Origin of the sequence: Nitrosospira sp. Nsp11 (genome assembly GCF_900142705.1) — a bacterium.
Classification (GTDB): domain Bacteria; phylum Pseudomonadota; class Gammaproteobacteria; order Burkholderiales; family Nitrosomonadaceae; genus Nitrosospira.
This window is the reverse complement of sequence record NZ_FRBV01000002.1, coordinates 130,703-146,915: the sequence shown is the minus strand read 5'-3', so window position 1 is coordinate 146,915 and position 16,213 is coordinate 130,703. Positions and strand designations below refer to the sequence as shown.

Annotated in this window: 19 protein-coding genes; 12 read left to right on the top strand and 7 right to left on the bottom strand. The window is 52.2% G+C overall.

Annotated features, from left to right (window positions below; all coding sequences use genetic code 11):
- Positions 1 to 5 precede the first annotated feature (5 nt).
- The 6 genes from ccmD (at position 6) to ccmI (ending at position 5,062) form a co-directional block, all read left to right on the top strand.
- Positions 6 to 170, top strand: coding sequence for a heme exporter protein CcmD (gene ccmD, locus BUA28_RS03715; RefSeq protein ID WP_256325285.1), 165 nt, complete (start codon positions 6 to 8; stop codon positions 168 to 170).
- Entirely contained in the window at positions 154 to 603 is a 450-nt protein-coding gene (gene ccmE / locus BUA28_RS03710) for a cytochrome c maturation protein CcmE (RefSeq protein WP_025039521.1), read from the top strand. The genes ccmD and ccmE overlap by 17 nt, the downstream gene beginning before the upstream one ends.
- 106 nt (positions 604 to 709) lie before the next feature.
- Entirely contained in the window at positions 710 to 2,755 is a 2,046-nt protein-coding gene (locus BUA28_RS03705) for a heme lyase CcmF/NrfE family subunit (RefSeq protein ID WP_072766797.1), read from the top strand.
- On the top strand, positions 2,752 to 3,276 hold the full coding sequence (locus BUA28_RS03700) for a DsbE family thiol:disulfide interchange protein (RefSeq protein WP_072766796.1): 525 nt from the start codon (positions 2,752 to 2,754) through the stop codon (positions 3,274 to 3,276). The genes BUA28_RS03705 and BUA28_RS03700 overlap by 4 nt, the downstream gene beginning before the upstream one ends.
- The gene (locus BUA28_RS03695; RefSeq protein WP_371915205.1) at positions 3,273 to 3,758 is read left to right on the top strand and encodes a cytochrome c-type biogenesis protein; all 486 of its coding nucleotides are present in this window, start codon (positions 3,273 to 3,275) and stop codon (positions 3,756 to 3,758) included. Before BUA28_RS03700 ends, BUA28_RS03695 begins: the two co-directional genes overlap by 4 nt.
- The gene (gene ccmI, locus BUA28_RS03690; protein ID WP_072766795.1) at positions 3,755 to 5,062 is read left to right on the top strand and encodes a c-type cytochrome biogenesis protein CcmI; all 1,308 of its coding nucleotides are present in this window, start codon (positions 3,755 to 3,757) and stop codon (positions 5,060 to 5,062) included. The genes BUA28_RS03695 and ccmI overlap by 4 nt, the downstream gene beginning before the upstream one ends.
- A gap of 309 nt (positions 5,063 to 5,371) precedes the next feature.
- On the opposite strand, the gene BUA28_RS03685 is transcribed toward ccmI, so the two are convergent.
- Together BUA28_RS03685 and smpB are read right to left on the bottom strand one after the other, a co-directional pair.
- A complete protein-coding gene (locus tag BUA28_RS03685) occupies positions 5,372 to 6,391 on the bottom strand; it encodes a COX15/CtaA family protein (protein ID WP_072766794.1) in 1,020 nt (339 codons plus the stop codon).
- Positions 6,392 to 6,484: 93 nt separating this feature from the next.
- On the bottom strand, positions 6,485 to 6,928 hold the full coding sequence (gene smpB, locus BUA28_RS03680) for an SsrA-binding protein SmpB (protein ID WP_072766793.1): 444 nt from the start codon (positions 6,926 to 6,928) through the stop codon (positions 6,485 to 6,487).
- A 90-nt stretch (positions 6,929 to 7,018) separates the two neighbouring features.
- Here smpB and BUA28_RS03675 point away from each other — a divergent pair, with 90 nt between their 5' ends.
- From BUA28_RS03675 to BUA28_RS03660, 4 genes are all read left to right on the top strand, one after another.
- Positions 7,019 to 7,456 (top strand): type II toxin-antitoxin system RatA family toxin, encoded by a 438-nt coding sequence (locus BUA28_RS03675; protein ID WP_072766792.1) that lies wholly within the window; start codon positions 7,019 to 7,021, stop codon positions 7,454 to 7,456.
- The gene (locus BUA28_RS03670) at positions 7,443 to 7,757 is read left to right on the top strand and encodes an RnfH family protein (RefSeq protein ID WP_072766791.1); all 315 of its coding nucleotides are present in this window, start codon (positions 7,443 to 7,445) and stop codon (positions 7,755 to 7,757) included. The genes BUA28_RS03675 and BUA28_RS03670 overlap by 14 nt, the downstream gene beginning before the upstream one ends.
- 314 nt (positions 7,758 to 8,071) lie before the next feature.
- Positions 8,072 to 9,100, top strand: a complete 1,029-nt coding sequence (locus BUA28_RS03665; RefSeq protein WP_083569858.1) for a DUF6607 family protein — start codon at positions 8,072 to 8,074, stop codon at positions 9,098 to 9,100.
- Positions 9,101 to 9,280: 180 nt separating this feature from the next.
- The gene (locus tag BUA28_RS03660; RefSeq protein WP_072766790.1) at positions 9,281 to 10,198 is read left to right on the top strand and encodes a DNA-3-methyladenine glycosylase family protein; all 918 of its coding nucleotides are present in this window, start codon (positions 9,281 to 9,283) and stop codon (positions 10,196 to 10,198) included.
- 163 nt (positions 10,199 to 10,361) lie between these two features.
- Here the strand turns inward: BUA28_RS03660 and BUA28_RS03655 are convergent, their stop codons facing one another.
- Together BUA28_RS03655 and BUA28_RS03650 are read right to left on the bottom strand one after the other, a co-directional pair.
- Positions 10,362 to 10,577, bottom strand: a complete 216-nt coding sequence (locus BUA28_RS03655) for a hypervirulence associated TUDOR domain-containing protein (RefSeq protein WP_072766789.1) — start codon at positions 10,575 to 10,577, stop codon at positions 10,362 to 10,364.
- A gap of 165 nt (positions 10,578 to 10,742) precedes the next feature.
- Positions 10,743 to 11,075, bottom strand: coding sequence for a cupin domain-containing protein (locus BUA28_RS03650; protein WP_072766788.1), 333 nt, complete (start codon positions 11,073 to 11,075; stop codon positions 10,743 to 10,745).
- 306 nt (positions 11,076 to 11,381) lie between these two features.
- On the opposite strand from BUA28_RS03650, the gene guaB reads away from it, so the two are divergent.
- Positions 11,382 to 12,842: an IMP dehydrogenase gene (guaB, locus tag BUA28_RS03645; RefSeq protein WP_072766787.1), complete on the top strand. Its 1,461-nt coding sequence runs from the start codon at positions 11,382 to 11,384 to the stop codon at positions 12,840 to 12,842.
- 195 nt (positions 12,843 to 13,037) lie between these two features.
- A complete protein-coding gene (guaA, locus tag BUA28_RS03640; RefSeq protein ID WP_072766786.1) occupies positions 13,038 to 14,600 on the top strand; it encodes a glutamine-hydrolyzing GMP synthase in 1,563 nt (520 codons plus the stop codon).
- Between the two features lie 128 nt (positions 14,601 to 14,728).
- Here the strand turns inward: guaA and BUA28_RS15455 are convergent, their stop codons facing one another.
- The 3 genes from BUA28_RS15455 to BUA28_RS03630 all read right to left on the bottom strand — a co-directional run bounded on the left by BUA28_RS15455 (position 14,729) and on the right by BUA28_RS03630 (position 15,962).
- On the bottom strand, positions 14,729 to 14,878 hold the full coding sequence (locus BUA28_RS15455) for a lmo0937 family membrane protein (protein ID WP_143021647.1): 150 nt from the start codon (positions 14,876 to 14,878) through the stop codon (positions 14,729 to 14,731).
- Between the two features lie 219 nt (positions 14,879 to 15,097).
- Positions 15,098 to 15,310, bottom strand: coding sequence for a CsbD family protein (locus tag BUA28_RS03635; RefSeq protein ID WP_072766785.1), 213 nt, complete (start codon positions 15,308 to 15,310; stop codon positions 15,098 to 15,100).
- A gap of 49 nt (positions 15,311 to 15,359) precedes the next feature.
- Positions 15,360 to 15,962 carry a BON domain-containing protein gene (locus BUA28_RS03630; protein WP_072766784.1) on the bottom strand — a complete coding sequence of 201 codons (603 nt, stop codon included), beginning with the start codon at positions 15,960 to 15,962 and terminating at the stop codon, positions 15,360 to 15,362.
- Positions 15,963 to 16,213: the final 251 nt, after the last annotated feature.

Here is a 16,213-nt window from a genome sequence, read left to right as displayed (position 1 = left end):
TCGATATGGGTGGATATGGATTTTACGTATGGGGATCCTATCTGGTGTCGCTTCTCTGCATTGTTGGAGAAATTGTTCTGGTTTTTAACCGCAAGCGAACTTTGCTCAGACATCTCAGTCTGATTCATCAGTCAACTAAACAAGAGAAGGGAAATGAAACCACGTCATAAAAAACTGGCAATTATCGCTTCAAGCGTGACTGCATTAGGCGTTGCTTCAATACTGGTTTTGAATGCATTCCAGAGCAATCTGGTCTTCTTCTTCAGCCCCACCCAGGTGGCAAACAACGAAGCGCCCGTGGGCAAGAGCTTTCGTATCGGCGGGCTCGTGGAGGAAGGAAGCGTCAAGCGGCAGCACGATGGCGTGACGGTGAACTTCGTGGTGACGGATACCGCAAAGGTTATCCCTGTCGTATACACGGGCATTCTTCCCGATCTGTTCAAGGAAGGCAAGGGCGTGGTTGCTCAAGGAAAGCTCGCTCAGAATGGCGTTTTTCGCGCAGATGAGGTGCTTGCGAAACACGATGAAAATTACATGCCGCCGGAAGCCGCCAGCGCGCTCGATCAGGCCGACAAGGCACGTAAAACCGTGCTGATGCAATAACACAAATAGCGCAAGGCCATGCTGGAAGTTCAGGAAAACTTTCCTGAACTTCCAGCATGGCCTCAGTTCCGATTCCAAATCCATAACCTAACCGATAACCTTAGCCATGATTCCAGAACTTGGTAACTTCGCTCTGATCCTCGCCCTGCTGCTAGCGCTTATACAAGGTACCCTTCCCATTATCGGGGCAGCCCGTGCCATTCCCTCATGGATTGCGCTGGCCCGTCCGGTGGTTCAGGGACAGTTTGTGTTTGTCCTCATCGCATTTTTCTGCCTCGCCTATTCATTCGTCAACAGCGACTTCACGGTTATAAATGTCGCTCAGAATTCGAATTCGAAACTGCCGGTGGAATATCGGTTTGCCGCAACATGGGGTTCGCATGAAGGGTCCTTGTTGCTGTGGACATTAATGCTGGCGACCTGGTCGATCGCGGTCAGCGTGTTCAGCCGTCACCTCCCGAATGAGATGGTAGCGCGGGTACTGGGCGTCATGGGCCTGGTGAGCGTAGGTTTTCTGTTATTCATGCTTTTCACCTCGAACCCCTTCGACCGGATGTTGCCGGGCGCCATGGAGGGAAGCGATCTCAATCCCCTGCTGCAGGACCCGGGCATGGTCGTTCATCCCCCCATGCTCTATATGGGTTACGTAGGCTTCTCGGTCGCGTTTGCTTTCGCTATTTCCGCGCTGCTTAGCGGGCAAATGGATGCAACCTGGGCGCGTTGGTCGCGCCCATGGACTACAGTCGCCTGGCTGTTTCTTACTATCGGCATCATGCTCGGAAGCTGGTGGGCCTATTATGAGCTTGGTTGGGGCGGTTGGTGGTTCTGGGACCCGGTGGAGAACGCTTCTTTCATGCCATGGCTGGTCGGCACGGCGCTGGTTCATTCCCTGGCGGTAACGGAAAAACGCGGGAGCTTCAAAAGCTGGACCGTACTGCTGGCTATATGCGCGTTTTCCTTGAGCCTGCTCGGTACATTCCTGGTCCGTTCGGGCGTGCTGACCTCCGTTCATGCGTTCGCAACCGATCCCAAACGAGGCATTTTCATTTTGGCTTTTCTGGTTATCGTCATCGGAAGTTCACTGCTGCTTTTTGCCTGGCGTGCGCCAAAGATCGGATTGGGCGGCAAGTTTGACTTGGTGTCGAGAGAATCCATGCTGCTCGCCAACAATCTATTGCTCATGGTGGCGGCAGGCAGCATCCTGCTGGGCACGCTTTACCCACTGATCATGGATGCGCTTGAGCTCGGTAAATTATCGGTCGGACCACCCTACTTCGAGACTGTATTTGTCCCCCTGATGACACCCGCGATTTTTCTGATAGGCCTGGGCCCGCTCGCGCGCTGGAAACAGGCAAGCCTGCCTGAACTCGCGGTACGTCTGCGCTGGGCCTTCGCTATCAGTCTGGTGACCGCCCTCCTGATGCCGCTCGTCATGGGCGAATGGAAACCTTTCGTAAGTTTCGGTCTGCTGATGGCTTTCTGGGTCATTGCCAGCATAGGCGTCAGCCTCATACATCGCCTGCAAAGCAGTAGCAGGAAGGGTTTGTTCGCGAAACTTGCCGCACAGTCACGTAGCTATTACGGCATGCATGCCGCACATCTGGGCATAGCGGTGTTCGTTATCGGCGTAACGCTGGTTGGTGGTTATGAAACCGAGAAAGACGTGCGTATGGAAGTCGGCGATACCGTCGAAGTAGGAGGCTATACATTCCATTTCAACGGTGCAAAGAAGGGACCGGGCCCGAATTACGTAGCGGATATCGGCAATATGGATGTGTTGCGTGACGGTAAAAAAGTGGGCGTCATGGAACCGGAAAAACGCGTTTACAACGCATCGGGAATGGCTATGACCGAAGCAGCGATAGATACCGGCATTTGGCGTGATCTCTATGTTGCTCTGGGCGAACCTCTGGAAAACGGAGCATGGGTAGTGCGTGTTTATCATAAACCGTTTGTCGACTGGATCTGGTTTGGATGCCTGCTGATGGCATTTGGCGGCGCCCTGGCTGTGACCGATCGGCGTTATCGTCTCTCTCCACGCAAACAACGCGAACCTGTTGACGACAAAAAAACGGTAGGCAAAGCCGGCAAGCCTGGCAAGGTTGGAACAGTTCCTGCGGCGCCTTTGATTACCAGGAGCGGAAAGGCATGATGCGTTTCCTGCTGCCGCTGGCGGCATTCATTGTCCTTGTTGTGTTTCTGCTTATTGGCCTGAATCTCAATCCCCGGCAGGTTCCCTCGCCATTAATCGGAAAACCGGCCCCTGAATTCCGGCTGGAGCAATTACACGATTCGGAAAAGATGCTGACCTCCAAAGATAATCTTGGCAAGGTCTGGCTTCTGAACGTATGGGCGTCGTGGTGTGTCTCATGCCGCGAGGAACATCCAGTATTGGTTGATCTGGCCAGGTCGGGAATAGTCCCGGTCTACGGCCTCAACTACAAGGACGAACGCGATCTGGCCTTGCAGTGGCTCAGGCAATTCGGTGATCCCTACACTGCAAGCGCCAGAGATCCGGAAGGCAGGACGGGCATAGACTATGGTGTATATGGTGTTCCGGAAACTTATGTCATCGATAAAAACGGAGTCATCCGTTACAAACAAATTGGTCCGGTAACGGTGGAAGCACTTGAAACGAAAATTCTACCGCTGGTAAAGGAGTTGCAGGGATGAGTTTTGTCAACATGAAAAAACTTGCCTTGCTGCTCGCCCTGATGCTCCTGGTACCTTACGGCTGGGCCAAGGAAGCAGCGCCGGTGGCTGAAGATCCCGAGATCGAGAGGCGCATGATCGCCTTGTCCGAAGATTTACGCTGCCTCGTATGCCAAAATGAATCACTGGCGGGCTCACGGGCTGATTTCGCCAATGACCTGCGGCGCGAAATCCGCGAACAGATGCACGCAAACAAAAGCGATAAGGAGATTGTCGACTTTCTCGTGGCGAGGTATGGCGATTTCGTACTCTATCGTCCTCCGGTCAAGTCTTCGACCATGTTCTTATGGTTCGGTCCATTTATCTTTCTTCTGATTGGGGCGGTACTGCTGGTCGTTTATCTCAAGCGCCGCCGAAATCAGATTGAAGAACCAATGCTATCCGAACAACAACGCAAGCAGGCTGAGTCCCTGCTAAAGGGAAGCAAGGGTAATAACGCATGACGTCATTTTGGGTTGTCGCCGGCATCTTTATTGTCGGTGCCTTGCTGTTCGTTCTTCCTACGCTGTGGAGTAAAAGAGATCGCCAAGCTGGTGTGGCGCGCGACGCGACCAATGTCAGTATTTATCGGGATCAACTGGCCGAACTCGATAGCGACTTGCGCAACGATATTCTGACTCATGAGCAATACGAACAAAGCAAACGGGAATTACAGCAACGGATGTTGCAGGATATTCCCGATGGAGAGGTTATGGAGGCGGCAGCAACGGGCGGAAACCGCAATGTTGCAACCATCACACTAACAACACTCGCCGTGCCGCTGCTGGCAGTTTCGCTTTATCTCTGGCTGGGCAATACAAAAGCTTTATTACCACAGCCGCCGGTTGAACAGGCCGCCATGTCCGCGGAGGAAGGCCATCCTAATTTTTCAGCGGTGCTGGAAAACCTCATAGAGCGGCTCAAAAACCAGCCTGATGACCCGGAAGGCTGGCTCATGCTGGGACGAACCTATGCAATGATGCAGCGCTTCGACGAAGCAAAGGATGCTTATGAGAAAACGCTTGCCCTGAGCCCGGACAACTCCCAGGTCATTACGGATTATGCTGACATCTTGGCAATGACGAATAACGGCAGCCTGTTGGGGGAACCTCTCGAGCTGATCAATAAAGCACTGCGCCTCGATCCCGGCAACCCCAAGGCATTGGCGCTGGCAGGCACGGCTGAATTTGAGCGGAGAAGGTTCAAGGATGCTGCCGCCTACTGGGAAAAACTACTCGCCCTTATTCCACCTTCTGAGTCAGAGCTGGCGCAATCAGTCAGGAACAGTATTGCGGAAGCGAAATCCCTGGCTTCAGGAAAAGGTAGTTTAATGGCAGGAGCGCAGGATCAGCCATCCAGCAACCGGACTCCTCCTCCTGCTAATAAGCCCGAGTCGGTTGCGGGCGCCGCAGCCTCGACCTCGTCGGGCACACTTTCCGGTAAAGTGACGTTGAGTCCCGCACTGGCTGGCAAAAGTTCTCCCAATGATAGCCTTTATATATTCGCTCGCGCTAAAGTGGGGCCAAAGGCGCCGCTGGCGACCCTGCGCATGGAGGTCAAGGATTTACCAGCGACTTTTTCACTGAGCGATGCGATGGCCAGATCCGGCGTGCAGCTCTCCAGTTTTGCGGATGAGATGGTGGTAGGCGCCAGAATCTCAAAATCCGGCTCACCTATGCCACAAAGTGGCGATCTGCAAGGTTTCAGTCAACCAGTCAGGATAGGTGACAAGGGTATCAATGTGGTAATTGATCAGCAACTACCCTAGTCAGGATAGCATCTGTTCAACCAAGGGGTGAGTTCCCGGGTCTCCGTCTGCCCTGCTGGATGCAGAACATCTAAATGTAAGGTTACATAAAGTGTTTTATGGCGGCAATAACGAAGCAATTCGCTATTGCCGCCATATCTGCCAGTTTTACACTGTTTTCTCGCATGAGAAAATGGCCGTTTACCCCCAGCCATCTTTGCCGTGAAGCTTCCCAAGCCAAGGCGCCATCGCTCCCTTGACGTTCGGCATTGATTCTCTATCGTCCGCAGCAACCCAAACGCGGCCGCCAATTGCAACATCTATTGGTATCTATTGGTTAACGCGTAACTGGTAATTTACCCAGAGTGCTGCAGTTAACAACAGCACCGCTCCCGCTTGATGAGCTGCCGCCAGCGGCAGAGGGACGACAAGCAATAATGTGGAGATTCCCAGGCTTATCTGTATGCCAAGCATAACCATTAGCAGCGTGCATGCGAGGCGAGCCGAACCTGAAAGTGGTAATTTTCGGGATTTAAACCAGAAAATTGGAATAAGGATTGCGAGCATCCAGGCAATCAGGCGGTGGTCGAATTGAACCGTTGCCATGTTGTCAAAGAAATTTCGGTACCATGGTTCCAGTATGAATAATTCGGGTGGAATGATGTGGCCGTTCATCAAGGGAAAAGTATTATAGGCAAAACCTGCCTGGATACCCGCCACGAAACCTCCCGATAAAATCATTATGAATATCAGGGTAGTCAGCGCATTCGAGAAACGGCGTAAACCGCCTAATCCGGTGCTGGTTAACGATGTGCCAACCGGATAAAGCAGCCCTAGCGCCACCCAGAACATAGCGGCATAGATGGCGAAAGCCAGCCCCAGATGGGCTGTCAGCCGATATTGGCTTACATGCGGATTATCCACCAATCCGCTCTTTACCATGTACCAACCCATCCCGCCCTGCAACCCCCCCAGAAGAAAAATCCCGGCCAGCTTGAGACCCAATGGCTTGTCAATTGCTTTTCTTGCAATGAAATATACGAAAGGCACAAAAAAAGCCAATCCAATGACTCGCCCCAACAGGCGGTGAAAATATTCCCACCAGAAAATGCCTTTGAATTCTTCCAGGCTCATGCCGACATTGATTTTTTTATACTGAGGCGTCTGATGGTACTTTTCGAAAAGTTCGTCCCAATCACTTTGGCCGAGCGGGGGCATGGTGCCGACGATGGGCTGCCATTCGACAATGGACAGTCCGGAATGGGTGAGCCGGGTAACACCACCGACCACCACCATGGCAAATACCAGAGCGCAGCAAACAAGCAACCAGATAGCAATGGGTTTATGCATGATAAAATTGGAAGTTAACTATATATGCAGAAATTAACGATGGCGAATGAAACGCGCCGCCTAAAGATTTTTTAAGCCTGGGGATTCGAGGATTTATTTCGCGCGCATTAGACGTTGTTTGTCGCGCACCCACTCTTTCTGTTTCTCGGATTCACGTTTGTCATGCTGCTTCTTGCCTTTGGCCAAGCCGATTTCAAGCTTGATTTTGCCCGCCTTATAATGCATATCCAGCGGCACCAATGTGTATCCCGCACGCTCAACCTTACCGATAAGCCGTTTAATTTCTTCGGCATGCAGCAGCAGTTTGCGGGTACGAACCGGATCCGGCTGGATATGGGTGGAAGCTGCCAGCAAGGGGCTTATATGACAACCGATCAGGAACAGTTCGCTATTACGGATGACGACGTAAGCTTCTTTTAACTGAACCCGTCCCGCGCGGATCGCCTTGACCTCCCAACCTTCGAAAACTACGCCGGTTTCATGCTTCTCTTCGATAAAATAATCATGAAAAGCTTTTTTATTCTGAATAATGCTCATGTATTGGAAGAAAAAGGGTGAGTTCCGCGCGGGTTTCGTGTATTTTAACAGCTTTCAATACTGTCTCGTTCGATGCGGGCAGTTTATCTTATGGCTGAAATCGAAAAGTCAGTACTGATAGGGCATTCTGCGAGCCAGATGTTTGCATTGGTGGATGCAGTGGAAGACTATCCCAAGTTTTTGCCGTGGTGTGGCGGTTCATCTGTCACTCCACAAAATGATTCGATTACGCATGCGACGGTCCAGATCAATTATCACCACATCAAGCATAGCTTCACTACCAAGAATATCAGGCATCCGCCGGAATTGATCACCATGACGCTGCTGAACGGCCCTTTCCAGAACCTCGACGGTCACTGGCGTTTTACGCCTTTGGCAGAGAACGCGTGCAAGATCGAATTTCGTTTGCATTATACGTTTGCGCACATGATTCTCGAAAAACTGGTGGGCCCGGTATTTTTTATCATTGCCAATAATCTTGTGGACGCATTCATCGAGCGTGCGGAAGAAGTTTATGGGAGTTCGTGAACACAAGATCGAGATCGAAGTCGTCTACGCTTTACCGGAGAACCAGATTATGCGGCGCATAAGTGTGCCGCCCGGAACAACAGCGAGACAGGCTGTGGAGCTTTCCGCAATCATCGATCTCTTCCCGGAAATAGACCTGGCCCACAACAAACTTGGCATATTCGGCAGGCTGGTCCAGCATGGAACCATTCTTTGTGAGGGCGACCGCGTGGAGATCTACCGGCCCTTGATGGTGGATCCGAAAGAGAGTCGCAGAAGACGGGCGAAAGAGTTCAAATCAATCCGAAAGGCGGAAACATAAGCGGAAAAACTCTTCGCCGTTTTATCACAAAAAGATAACTCCCACCTCGTCTTACCACGTCTTAAAAAGATGAAGCAGCAAGAGAGGCCCCTGCTGCTTTCGGGTCCGCTCCCAGAGCCACTTCCCATCTTATTGACAGTGATTATTATTATCATTATCATCACCGACACTGTTATTGCCGAAAAATCCTGATTTGTGGGCACGGCCAGCCTGATCAGGCCGGGTATCTGACGCCAGATGTTGTAAAAAGATACCACGGCGGAAAAAAGGATCAAATCGAGAATGGGACAAACAGGGCCCAGTATGGAGAACTCATGACACGCTCGTTTTCATTTGCAATATGCTTGCTCACGCTTTCGCTCCTCACTGCATGCGCAGGTCAACCCCGTTTGGCAAAATCTGACTCATCGCAGTACCGGACAGTAGAACGTCCGGTTGCCGGCTGTGCTGCTGGTGAAAACCCTTTCAACTGCGATCGCCGTGCCATTCTTGCAATGCTGGGCGGATATGAAGTCCAGTTCAGGTTTGAGGAGACGGTGGTGCTGAAGCCAGGCTATGAGCGTAAACAGCCCAAGCGCAGCATGGGTTTTGAGTCCGTCGTGCTGGTCGAAGATGCTGGCAGACGAATCTCGCTCCAGCATATTCTTGTTATGGGTGGCGGTGCCCTTACCAAACACTGGCGTCAGGACTGGATATATGAATCGCCAAAGCACTGGGTATTTGTCGGCGATCAACGCTTCGAGGAGCGGGAGCGCAATGCCGCCGATATACCTGGCACCTGGACGCAACTGGTTTATGAAGTAAACGATGGCCCCCGGTATGCCGGTAGCGGAAAATGGAATCACAAATACGGAATATCGACCTGGACCTCCGGGCGCACCTGGCGGCCGCTACCCCGGCGCGAATACACCAAGCGCAGCGATTATCAGCTGATCAATGCCGAAAATCGCCAAACGATTACGCCGCAAGGCTGGGCGCACGAGCAAGACAATACCAAAGTCATGCGCATGCAAGATGGCAAAGATATACCGTTGGTCCGTGAATTCGGTTTCAACGACTATCGACGCATTGAAGGCTACGACTTCGGGCCCGCATTGGCCTATTGGAAGGGAACATCCGATTTCTGGTCAGAGGTGCGCGCACGCTGGGATAGCCGGCTCGCTACGAACGGATCGATAACCCTGTCTCTTCAAACGGGGGACGAGAGCTTTAACAAGACGCTGCTCGACCTTGGGGACGCATACATGAAAAACCCCCAATTAAATTTATACCGGAAGCAGCTTGACGACGCTTTCAGCAAATTCGTCAAGGTGGGTACACCTGCGCCAATCATCAAGCCCTGAGCATACGCTCCGCCGGCTGTGAAGCCGTACGCTGCCAGGCAAGCAAACGCAGATTCTGGGCTAAGCTTCCAAGGAAGCTTAGCCCAGATCATTAGACGCGCTTCCACTGGATGATGGTCTTAAAGCGGCAAGATCAGAGAACAGGCTTCCCTTTCTTTTTTCTTCCCGGACGGGATACCAATGAAAATGTACGAGATTCCCGTCGTAGCGCCCTACCGGCTTGATCTTACGGTAAGCGTCCTCCGACGGCTATCGACAAATATCGTTGATCTACTCACGCCAGAAGGACAATACGTACGTGCACTCGCGGGTTCGCCAGAGCCTGTGATTGTTCGCATCATGCAGAACCGGCAAAACTCATTGTCTGCCGTCATCGAAGGTGATACTAATAACGAGGCTGAGCTGCTCGGGCTCGTCCGGGAGATGCTCGGCTGCGATCATGACCTCGTGGACTTCGAGCATTCCGCTAAGGCCATCCCATGGCTGGCGCCTTTGGTCCAACGCATGCAGGGTGTAAAACCGCCTCGCTATCCCACCCTCTGGGAAGCCTGCGTTAACGCAATCGTGTTTCAGCAGTTAAGCCTGCAAGCCGCCATTGCGATTATGCGTCGCTTGATTGTTGCCTTGGGAGAATCAGTGAAAGTTGAGGCCATACCCGTGCCATTGTATGTATTTCCAGCTGTAGAAAGCTTTTTGCGTGCAACCGACGATCTTCTGCGCGAAACCGGGCTTAGCGCCAGTAAAATCGCAACATTGCGGCGCGTGGCCGAAGCGCTCACATCCGGCAGGATCGATAAGGCTAAACTGGAGCAATGCAAGAGCCTGAATGCGGCAGCCATCCTTTGTCAGATAAAAGGAATCGGCCCGTGGACGGCAACGGTCATTTTGCTGCGCGGCTTGGGGCGACTGGATGTGTTTCCCGCCAACGACACCAGCGTGGCGAGTAATATTGCGCTCGTCTCCGGCACTGCGCCGTACGATGCGAAGAGCGTTTTGGATACGCTTGGCCAACAGCGGGGGATGCTGTACTTTTATCTACTGCTCGCCCGCCTGGAATCCCGCGGTGAGATCGGCCGTGCGTCGTTCGAGAGACCATAGGCAACCTGATTCACACATGGTCAACTGCTGGATTCAGGTTCAAGGGCAGGATATTTTGTTTCTCACATTAGGTACGAGAACGTCGGACGCCCAAGCTTATTAGCGTCTGCTGTATCCTTGTTACTGATAAGGAAGAGCTTGCGGTGAAACTACCAGTAGTCTCTCAACTGTTTATCTTTTTTAACGCCGACCCTTTATGCATTGCGATGTGGTCGGTCTTGTCGCTCTTGATCTCATATTGCGGCTCATCCTCGCTTGCATGATGCGTATAGCCCTTGTAGTCGATGTCTTTCGTATGCACTTTGATAATCTTTCCGCTGACGTGTCCGGCTTCCGAGTTCCAGGTGACGTGATCGCCGACTTTGAATTTGCTTACCATGATATTCGGCTCCTTAGGCTAATACTCGCGATTAAAACGTAGGACCACTGATTCCAATCTTTCTCCCCCTTCTTGAAAGCTGTCTGTCGAGGTGTATCTCAGGGATGTAAGCGGCTTTGACAGGTTACGTCACCTCTTGTGTGGAAGGAATGGGCATAGAAAACGCTAGGCGACGTGCAGAAGCATCGTGACCAGAAGGGAGGAATCTTCAACCGCTCTCAGCGCATATGTCTCGCAGCCTGCAAGACAAACCAGGTCGCCCGCCCGCATGGATCGAGTCATTCCGGCAACCATAAGCTCAACGGATCCCTCCAGGCATTGAATTGTCATCTCCCCCGCCATTTGATGGGGAGGCACCTCCTTGCCCGCAAGAAGAACCATACGCGAAACTTCGAGATGGTTGGACTTGAATAATGCATTTGAGATGGTGGTTTTGAGGCTGTCTTTCAGCGGACGAATATCGATCAACTCGCCCGACGATGCGTGATGTATCGCCATAACCGCTCCCGAGAAAACGTGCTGTTGACATGGTGTTGAGGACACCTGGAACTGAACAGGCTTAGAAAATTGACGCTGGTGCCAACATTGGCCTGCTTGCTTTATAGATCGATTAACGCACCTCGTCAAGGAGTGGCTCTTGCATGCGTCCGCAAAAAACTTCCGGATAGAAGATTTTGGCCCCGTACGCGTACCAAACAGGCCGAGCATGCTGCTTTGGACACACTGGCTCGTCCATCTTGATATAGTTCATTCGCCACAATCCACCGGGTTCGTTATAATGCCGCTTTGTGAAGGATCAATGCCATGAGACTGGTTGAGAAAGCTCTAACCTTCGATGATGTTTTGCTGCTTCCCGCCCACTCCGTGGTTTTACCACGCAACGTTAACCTGGCTACGCGTCTTAGCCGCGAAATTTTTCTCAACATACCGCTGGTTTCGGCCGCCATGGATACGGTGACCGAGGCCCCGCTTGCTATTGCGCTTGCGCAGGAGGGCGGCATCGGCATTATTCACAAGAATATGTCGGCGGAGTCCCAGGCAGCCCATGTAGCCAATGTCAAGCGATTCGAAAGCGGGATAGTGAAAGATCCCATTACCATCCCGCCGGATATGACCGTGCGTGAGGTACTCAACCTTATCCGGAAATACAAAATATCCGGCTTACCGGTAGTGGAAGGGTCAAAAGTCGTCGGTATCGTCACCAACCGGGATCTTCGTTTTGAAACCAACCTTGATCAGCCCATCAAGAACATCATGACATTGAAAGAACGTCTGGTGACGGTAAACGAAGGCACCGGCCGCGAGGAGGCAATGAAGTTGCTCCACAAGCACCGCCTGGAGCGGGTTCTGGTGGTGAATAGTAACTTTGAGTTGCGTGGACTGATTACCGTAAAGGACATAATCAAGACATCCGAACACCCCAACGCATGCAAGGACGACCTTGGGCGTCTGCGCGTAGGCGCGGCTATTGGCGTTGGCGAAGGCAGTGAAGAACGCGCGGAGGCATTAGCCGAAGCAGGCGTGGACGTGATCGTGGTGGATACCGCGCATGGACATTCACAGAGCGTACTTGACCGGGTACAGTGGGTAAAGAAAAGGTTTCCGCAAATCCAGGTTATCGGCGGGAATATCGCAACCGCTGCTGCCGCCAAAGCCCTGGTTGACCAAGGGGCTGATGCTGTAAAAGTCGGAATAGGCCCTGGCTCAATCTGCACGACACGAATTGTTGCAGGAGTCGGGGTGCCGCAAATCACCGCAATCAAGAACGTATCCGATGCGCTGGCAAACACTGGCGTACCTCTGATTGCCGACGGCGGCATCCGCTATTCCGGCGATATCGCCAAGGCCATTGCCGCAGGGGCCAACTCTGTGATGTTGGGCGGACTATTCGCGGGCACCAGCGAAGCGCCGGGCGAAATCGAGCTATTCCAGGGGCGGTCTTATAAAACCTACCGTGGCATGGGATCACTTTCTGCCATGCAGCAAGGTTCGAGCGATCGCTATTTCCAGCAAGCCGAGCAGAATGCCGAAAAGCTGGTACCGGAAGGCGTAGAGGGTCGTGTTCCCTTCAAAGGCAGTGTTATCGCCGTAATCCATCAGCTTATAGGGGGGCTACGCTCTGGTATGGGTTATCTCGGTTGTGAAACAATTGACGACATGCACGCCAAAGCCGAGTTTATCGAGATTACCTCTGCCGGCATTCGCGAATCTCACGTCCACAACGTGCAGATCACCAAGGAAGCACCAAACTATCGCGTGGAATAAGCTGCTAATGTAGCGAAGTAAGTTTCAAAATACCGCTGCTTGATTGGTCAAATTGTGCTCACGCCGGCTGTCTTTCCTTGCGAGTGGATAAGCGTATGCGATTTCGCACCCTGCGCGCTTCCTATCACGTCATTTTTAACTTTGCATTCACGCTCTACTTGAAGCTGCCGGATATCCGGCACACCCTATCAGGCCATGCATCAAAAAATACTCATTCTTGATTTCGGTTCCCAATATACCCAGCTGATTGCTCGCCGAGTCCGGGAAAGCAACGTCTATTGCGAAATCCATGCATACGACGTAAGTTCTGAATTCATCAGGGATTTTGCGCCGAAAGGTATTATTCTTTCGGGCGGTCCGGCTTCTGTAGCAGGGTTTGAAACGCCACGGGCTCCGCAGATCGTTTTTGAACTGGGTGTCCCGGTGCTGGGAATTTGTTACGGCATGCAGACCATGGCCGCGCAACTAGGCGGCGCGGTTGAAAATTCCAGGGTGCGCGAATTCGGTTACGCTGAAGTACAGGCGAAAAACGGAATTGCTCTGCTGCGAGACATTTACGACCGTACCGATACCGCAGGCAAACAGACTCTCGACGTGTGGATGAGCCATGGTGATGCTGTCACCACGCTTCCTCCCGGCTTTGAAGCCATGGCCAGCAATGCCTCCACGCCGCTGGCCGCCATAGCGGATGAGGCGCGAAAATTCTATGGCATACAATTCCATCCGGAAGTTACTCACACCCCGCAGGGCGGGGCCATTATCGCGCGGTTCGTGCACGAAATTTGCGGGGCCGGGCATGACTGGAACATGCCGGACTACATAGAAGAAGCGATCGGCAGAATCCGTTCCAAGGTAGGAGCGGACGAGGTTATCCTGGGCCTGTCCGGTGGCGTCGATTCATCGGTAGCCGCAGCACTCATTCATCGCGCCATTGGCAAACAGCTTACCTGTGTATTCGTGGATAACGGCCTGCTGCGGATGAACGAAGCCGAACAGGTAATGGATACCTTCAGCAGAAATCTTGGCGTAAAAGTCATCCACATAGACGCCAGCGGAGAATTTCTTAGGTCCCTGCAAGGCGTCGGCGATCCTGAAACCAAGCGCCGCGTCATTGGTCGGGAATTCGTCGAAGTGTTTCAGCGCGAAGCCGCGAAAATTCCCAACGCGCATTGGCTCGCTCAAGGTACGATCTACCCGGACGTAATCGAATCCGCAGGCGGAAAAACGAAAAAAGCGCAGACCATCAAATCGCATCACAATGTGGGCGGCCTGCCCGATACGCTGCATTTAAAACTTCTGGAACCCTTGCGAGAATTATTCAAGGACGAAGTACGCGAACTTGGAGTGGCGCTGGGACTTCCGCACGACATGGTCTTTCGCCATCCCTTTCCCGGGCCGGGACTCGGAGTTCGCATACTCGGCGAGGTAAAGCGAGAATACGCTGAATTATTGCGCCGTGCCGATGCGATCTTTATTGAAGAATTACGTATTTCCGGCTGGTATGAGAAAACCTCTCAGGCGTTTGCCGTGTTTCTGCCGGTAAAATCCGTAGGGGTTATGGGCGACGGGCGCACTTATGAATACGTAGTGGCGCTGAGAGCAGTTCAAACCGAAGATTTTATGACCGCACACTGGGCGGAACTTCCATACACCCTGCTAGCCAGGATATCCAATCGTATCGTCAACGAAGTACACGGGATCAACCGCGTGGTCTACGACATCTCGGGCAAACCACCCGCGACGATCGAGTGGGAGTGAGCCTTTAAAGGAACCTAGTATCTTTTCGCTATGGCATGAGGCTCTGGTCGCACGTCCGGGCTCATCACCGCTCACCGCCGGCATACCAGTCTCCTTACTAAAGTACCGGCCCATGGTGTATAGCGTAATTAAAGCGGCTTGCGCCCGTTAATAATCCTAAGGAGGATAACTACGATGGCGATTACCAAGAGAATATGGATGAATCCACCCATCGTATACGAGCTAACCAATCCCAGCAGCCACAAGATAATCAGAACAACTGCGATTGTATAGAGCATGATAATTTCTTCCTTTTTAATGAATTTATCACCGGCCTGGTTATGCCACCGTTATTTCCCTGGTTAGACACACGGACCGGGTGACGCTTATTCCCTTTCTTGGCATCGGCTTTTGCAGTGGCTTGAGCGCGGCTTTTGCTTTCCTTGATTCGTCAACCGCTCAATGCTGACAACGATGCGGGATGCCTGTTCGTGACGTGACACCCCGCCCTCCCTGCTTTAGTAGGTACTATCCTTCTGATTCTTTTCCCATTCGGAGATTTGCTTCTCCGCTTCTTCCTTGGTAATTCCATAGGATTCCTGGATCCTGCCCGCAAGCTGGTCACGGCGGCCGGCGATTCTGTCAAGATGGTCATCGGTAAGCTTGCCCCATTGTTCTTTGACCTTACCCTTGAATTGCTTCCAATTTCCCTCAACCTGATCCCAGTTCATATTAATGCTCCTTATGTGCCAACGTCGATAAAGAATACAGGTACTTGCTTTATTTCTTGATGCTCAGCTCATTGACGACGCTCTTCACTCCTTCGACTCCCCGCGCGATCTCGCCAGCCCGATCAATTTGAGCCTGGTTGTCCACAAAACCGCTAAGCTGAACTACGCCGTCGCGTGTCACTGTAGAAATGTCCGTGCTGTTAAGCCCGGGCTCAGCGATTAACTCGGCTTTGACCTTGGTAGTGATGATTCCATCATCTATTTTTTCGCCCACGGTTGTGTCGGTCATCTTCAGGCTCATCTTATTGTCCACGTTTTTGACACCCTCGACCCCCCGCGTAATGGTTATCGCGCGGTCGATCTGGCTCTGATTGTCTACAAAGCCGCTAAGCTGAACCTCACCCTTGCGGGTCTCAACTTTGATATCGAAACCCTTGACATCCGCATCGGCGAGGAGCGCGGATTTCACTTTTGTCGTTATGGTGCCGTCGTCAATGTCTGTCCCCACCGTGGTTTTAGCCTCGGGCGCTGCCGTCGACTCGGGTGCTGTCGCTGGCTTGGGCCCTTTGTCCTCTGTTTTGCCGCAGCCAGCAATGGATAATGCACCGATGAGCGTTATGGTCAGAACTACTAATTTATTTTGAATATTCATGCTGTTTTTCTCCAGAGTAGATTTCAATAAAAGGTTGCCAATGGCTCGCAGCTAAAGGTGATGCATACTTTGCTCCACATGCTTCACATTGGCTGCCTTCGGTTGCTATCATCACGCTTCACCGACAATAGCTCAGTGCGCTGCCGCACATAAATTGGAAATCTTTTTCCTGCTGAATTTGAGCAACTACGATTTGCCCGGCTTGAAAACTGAAATGACAGACGGAATGATGATGAAGCGACAAGGCAACC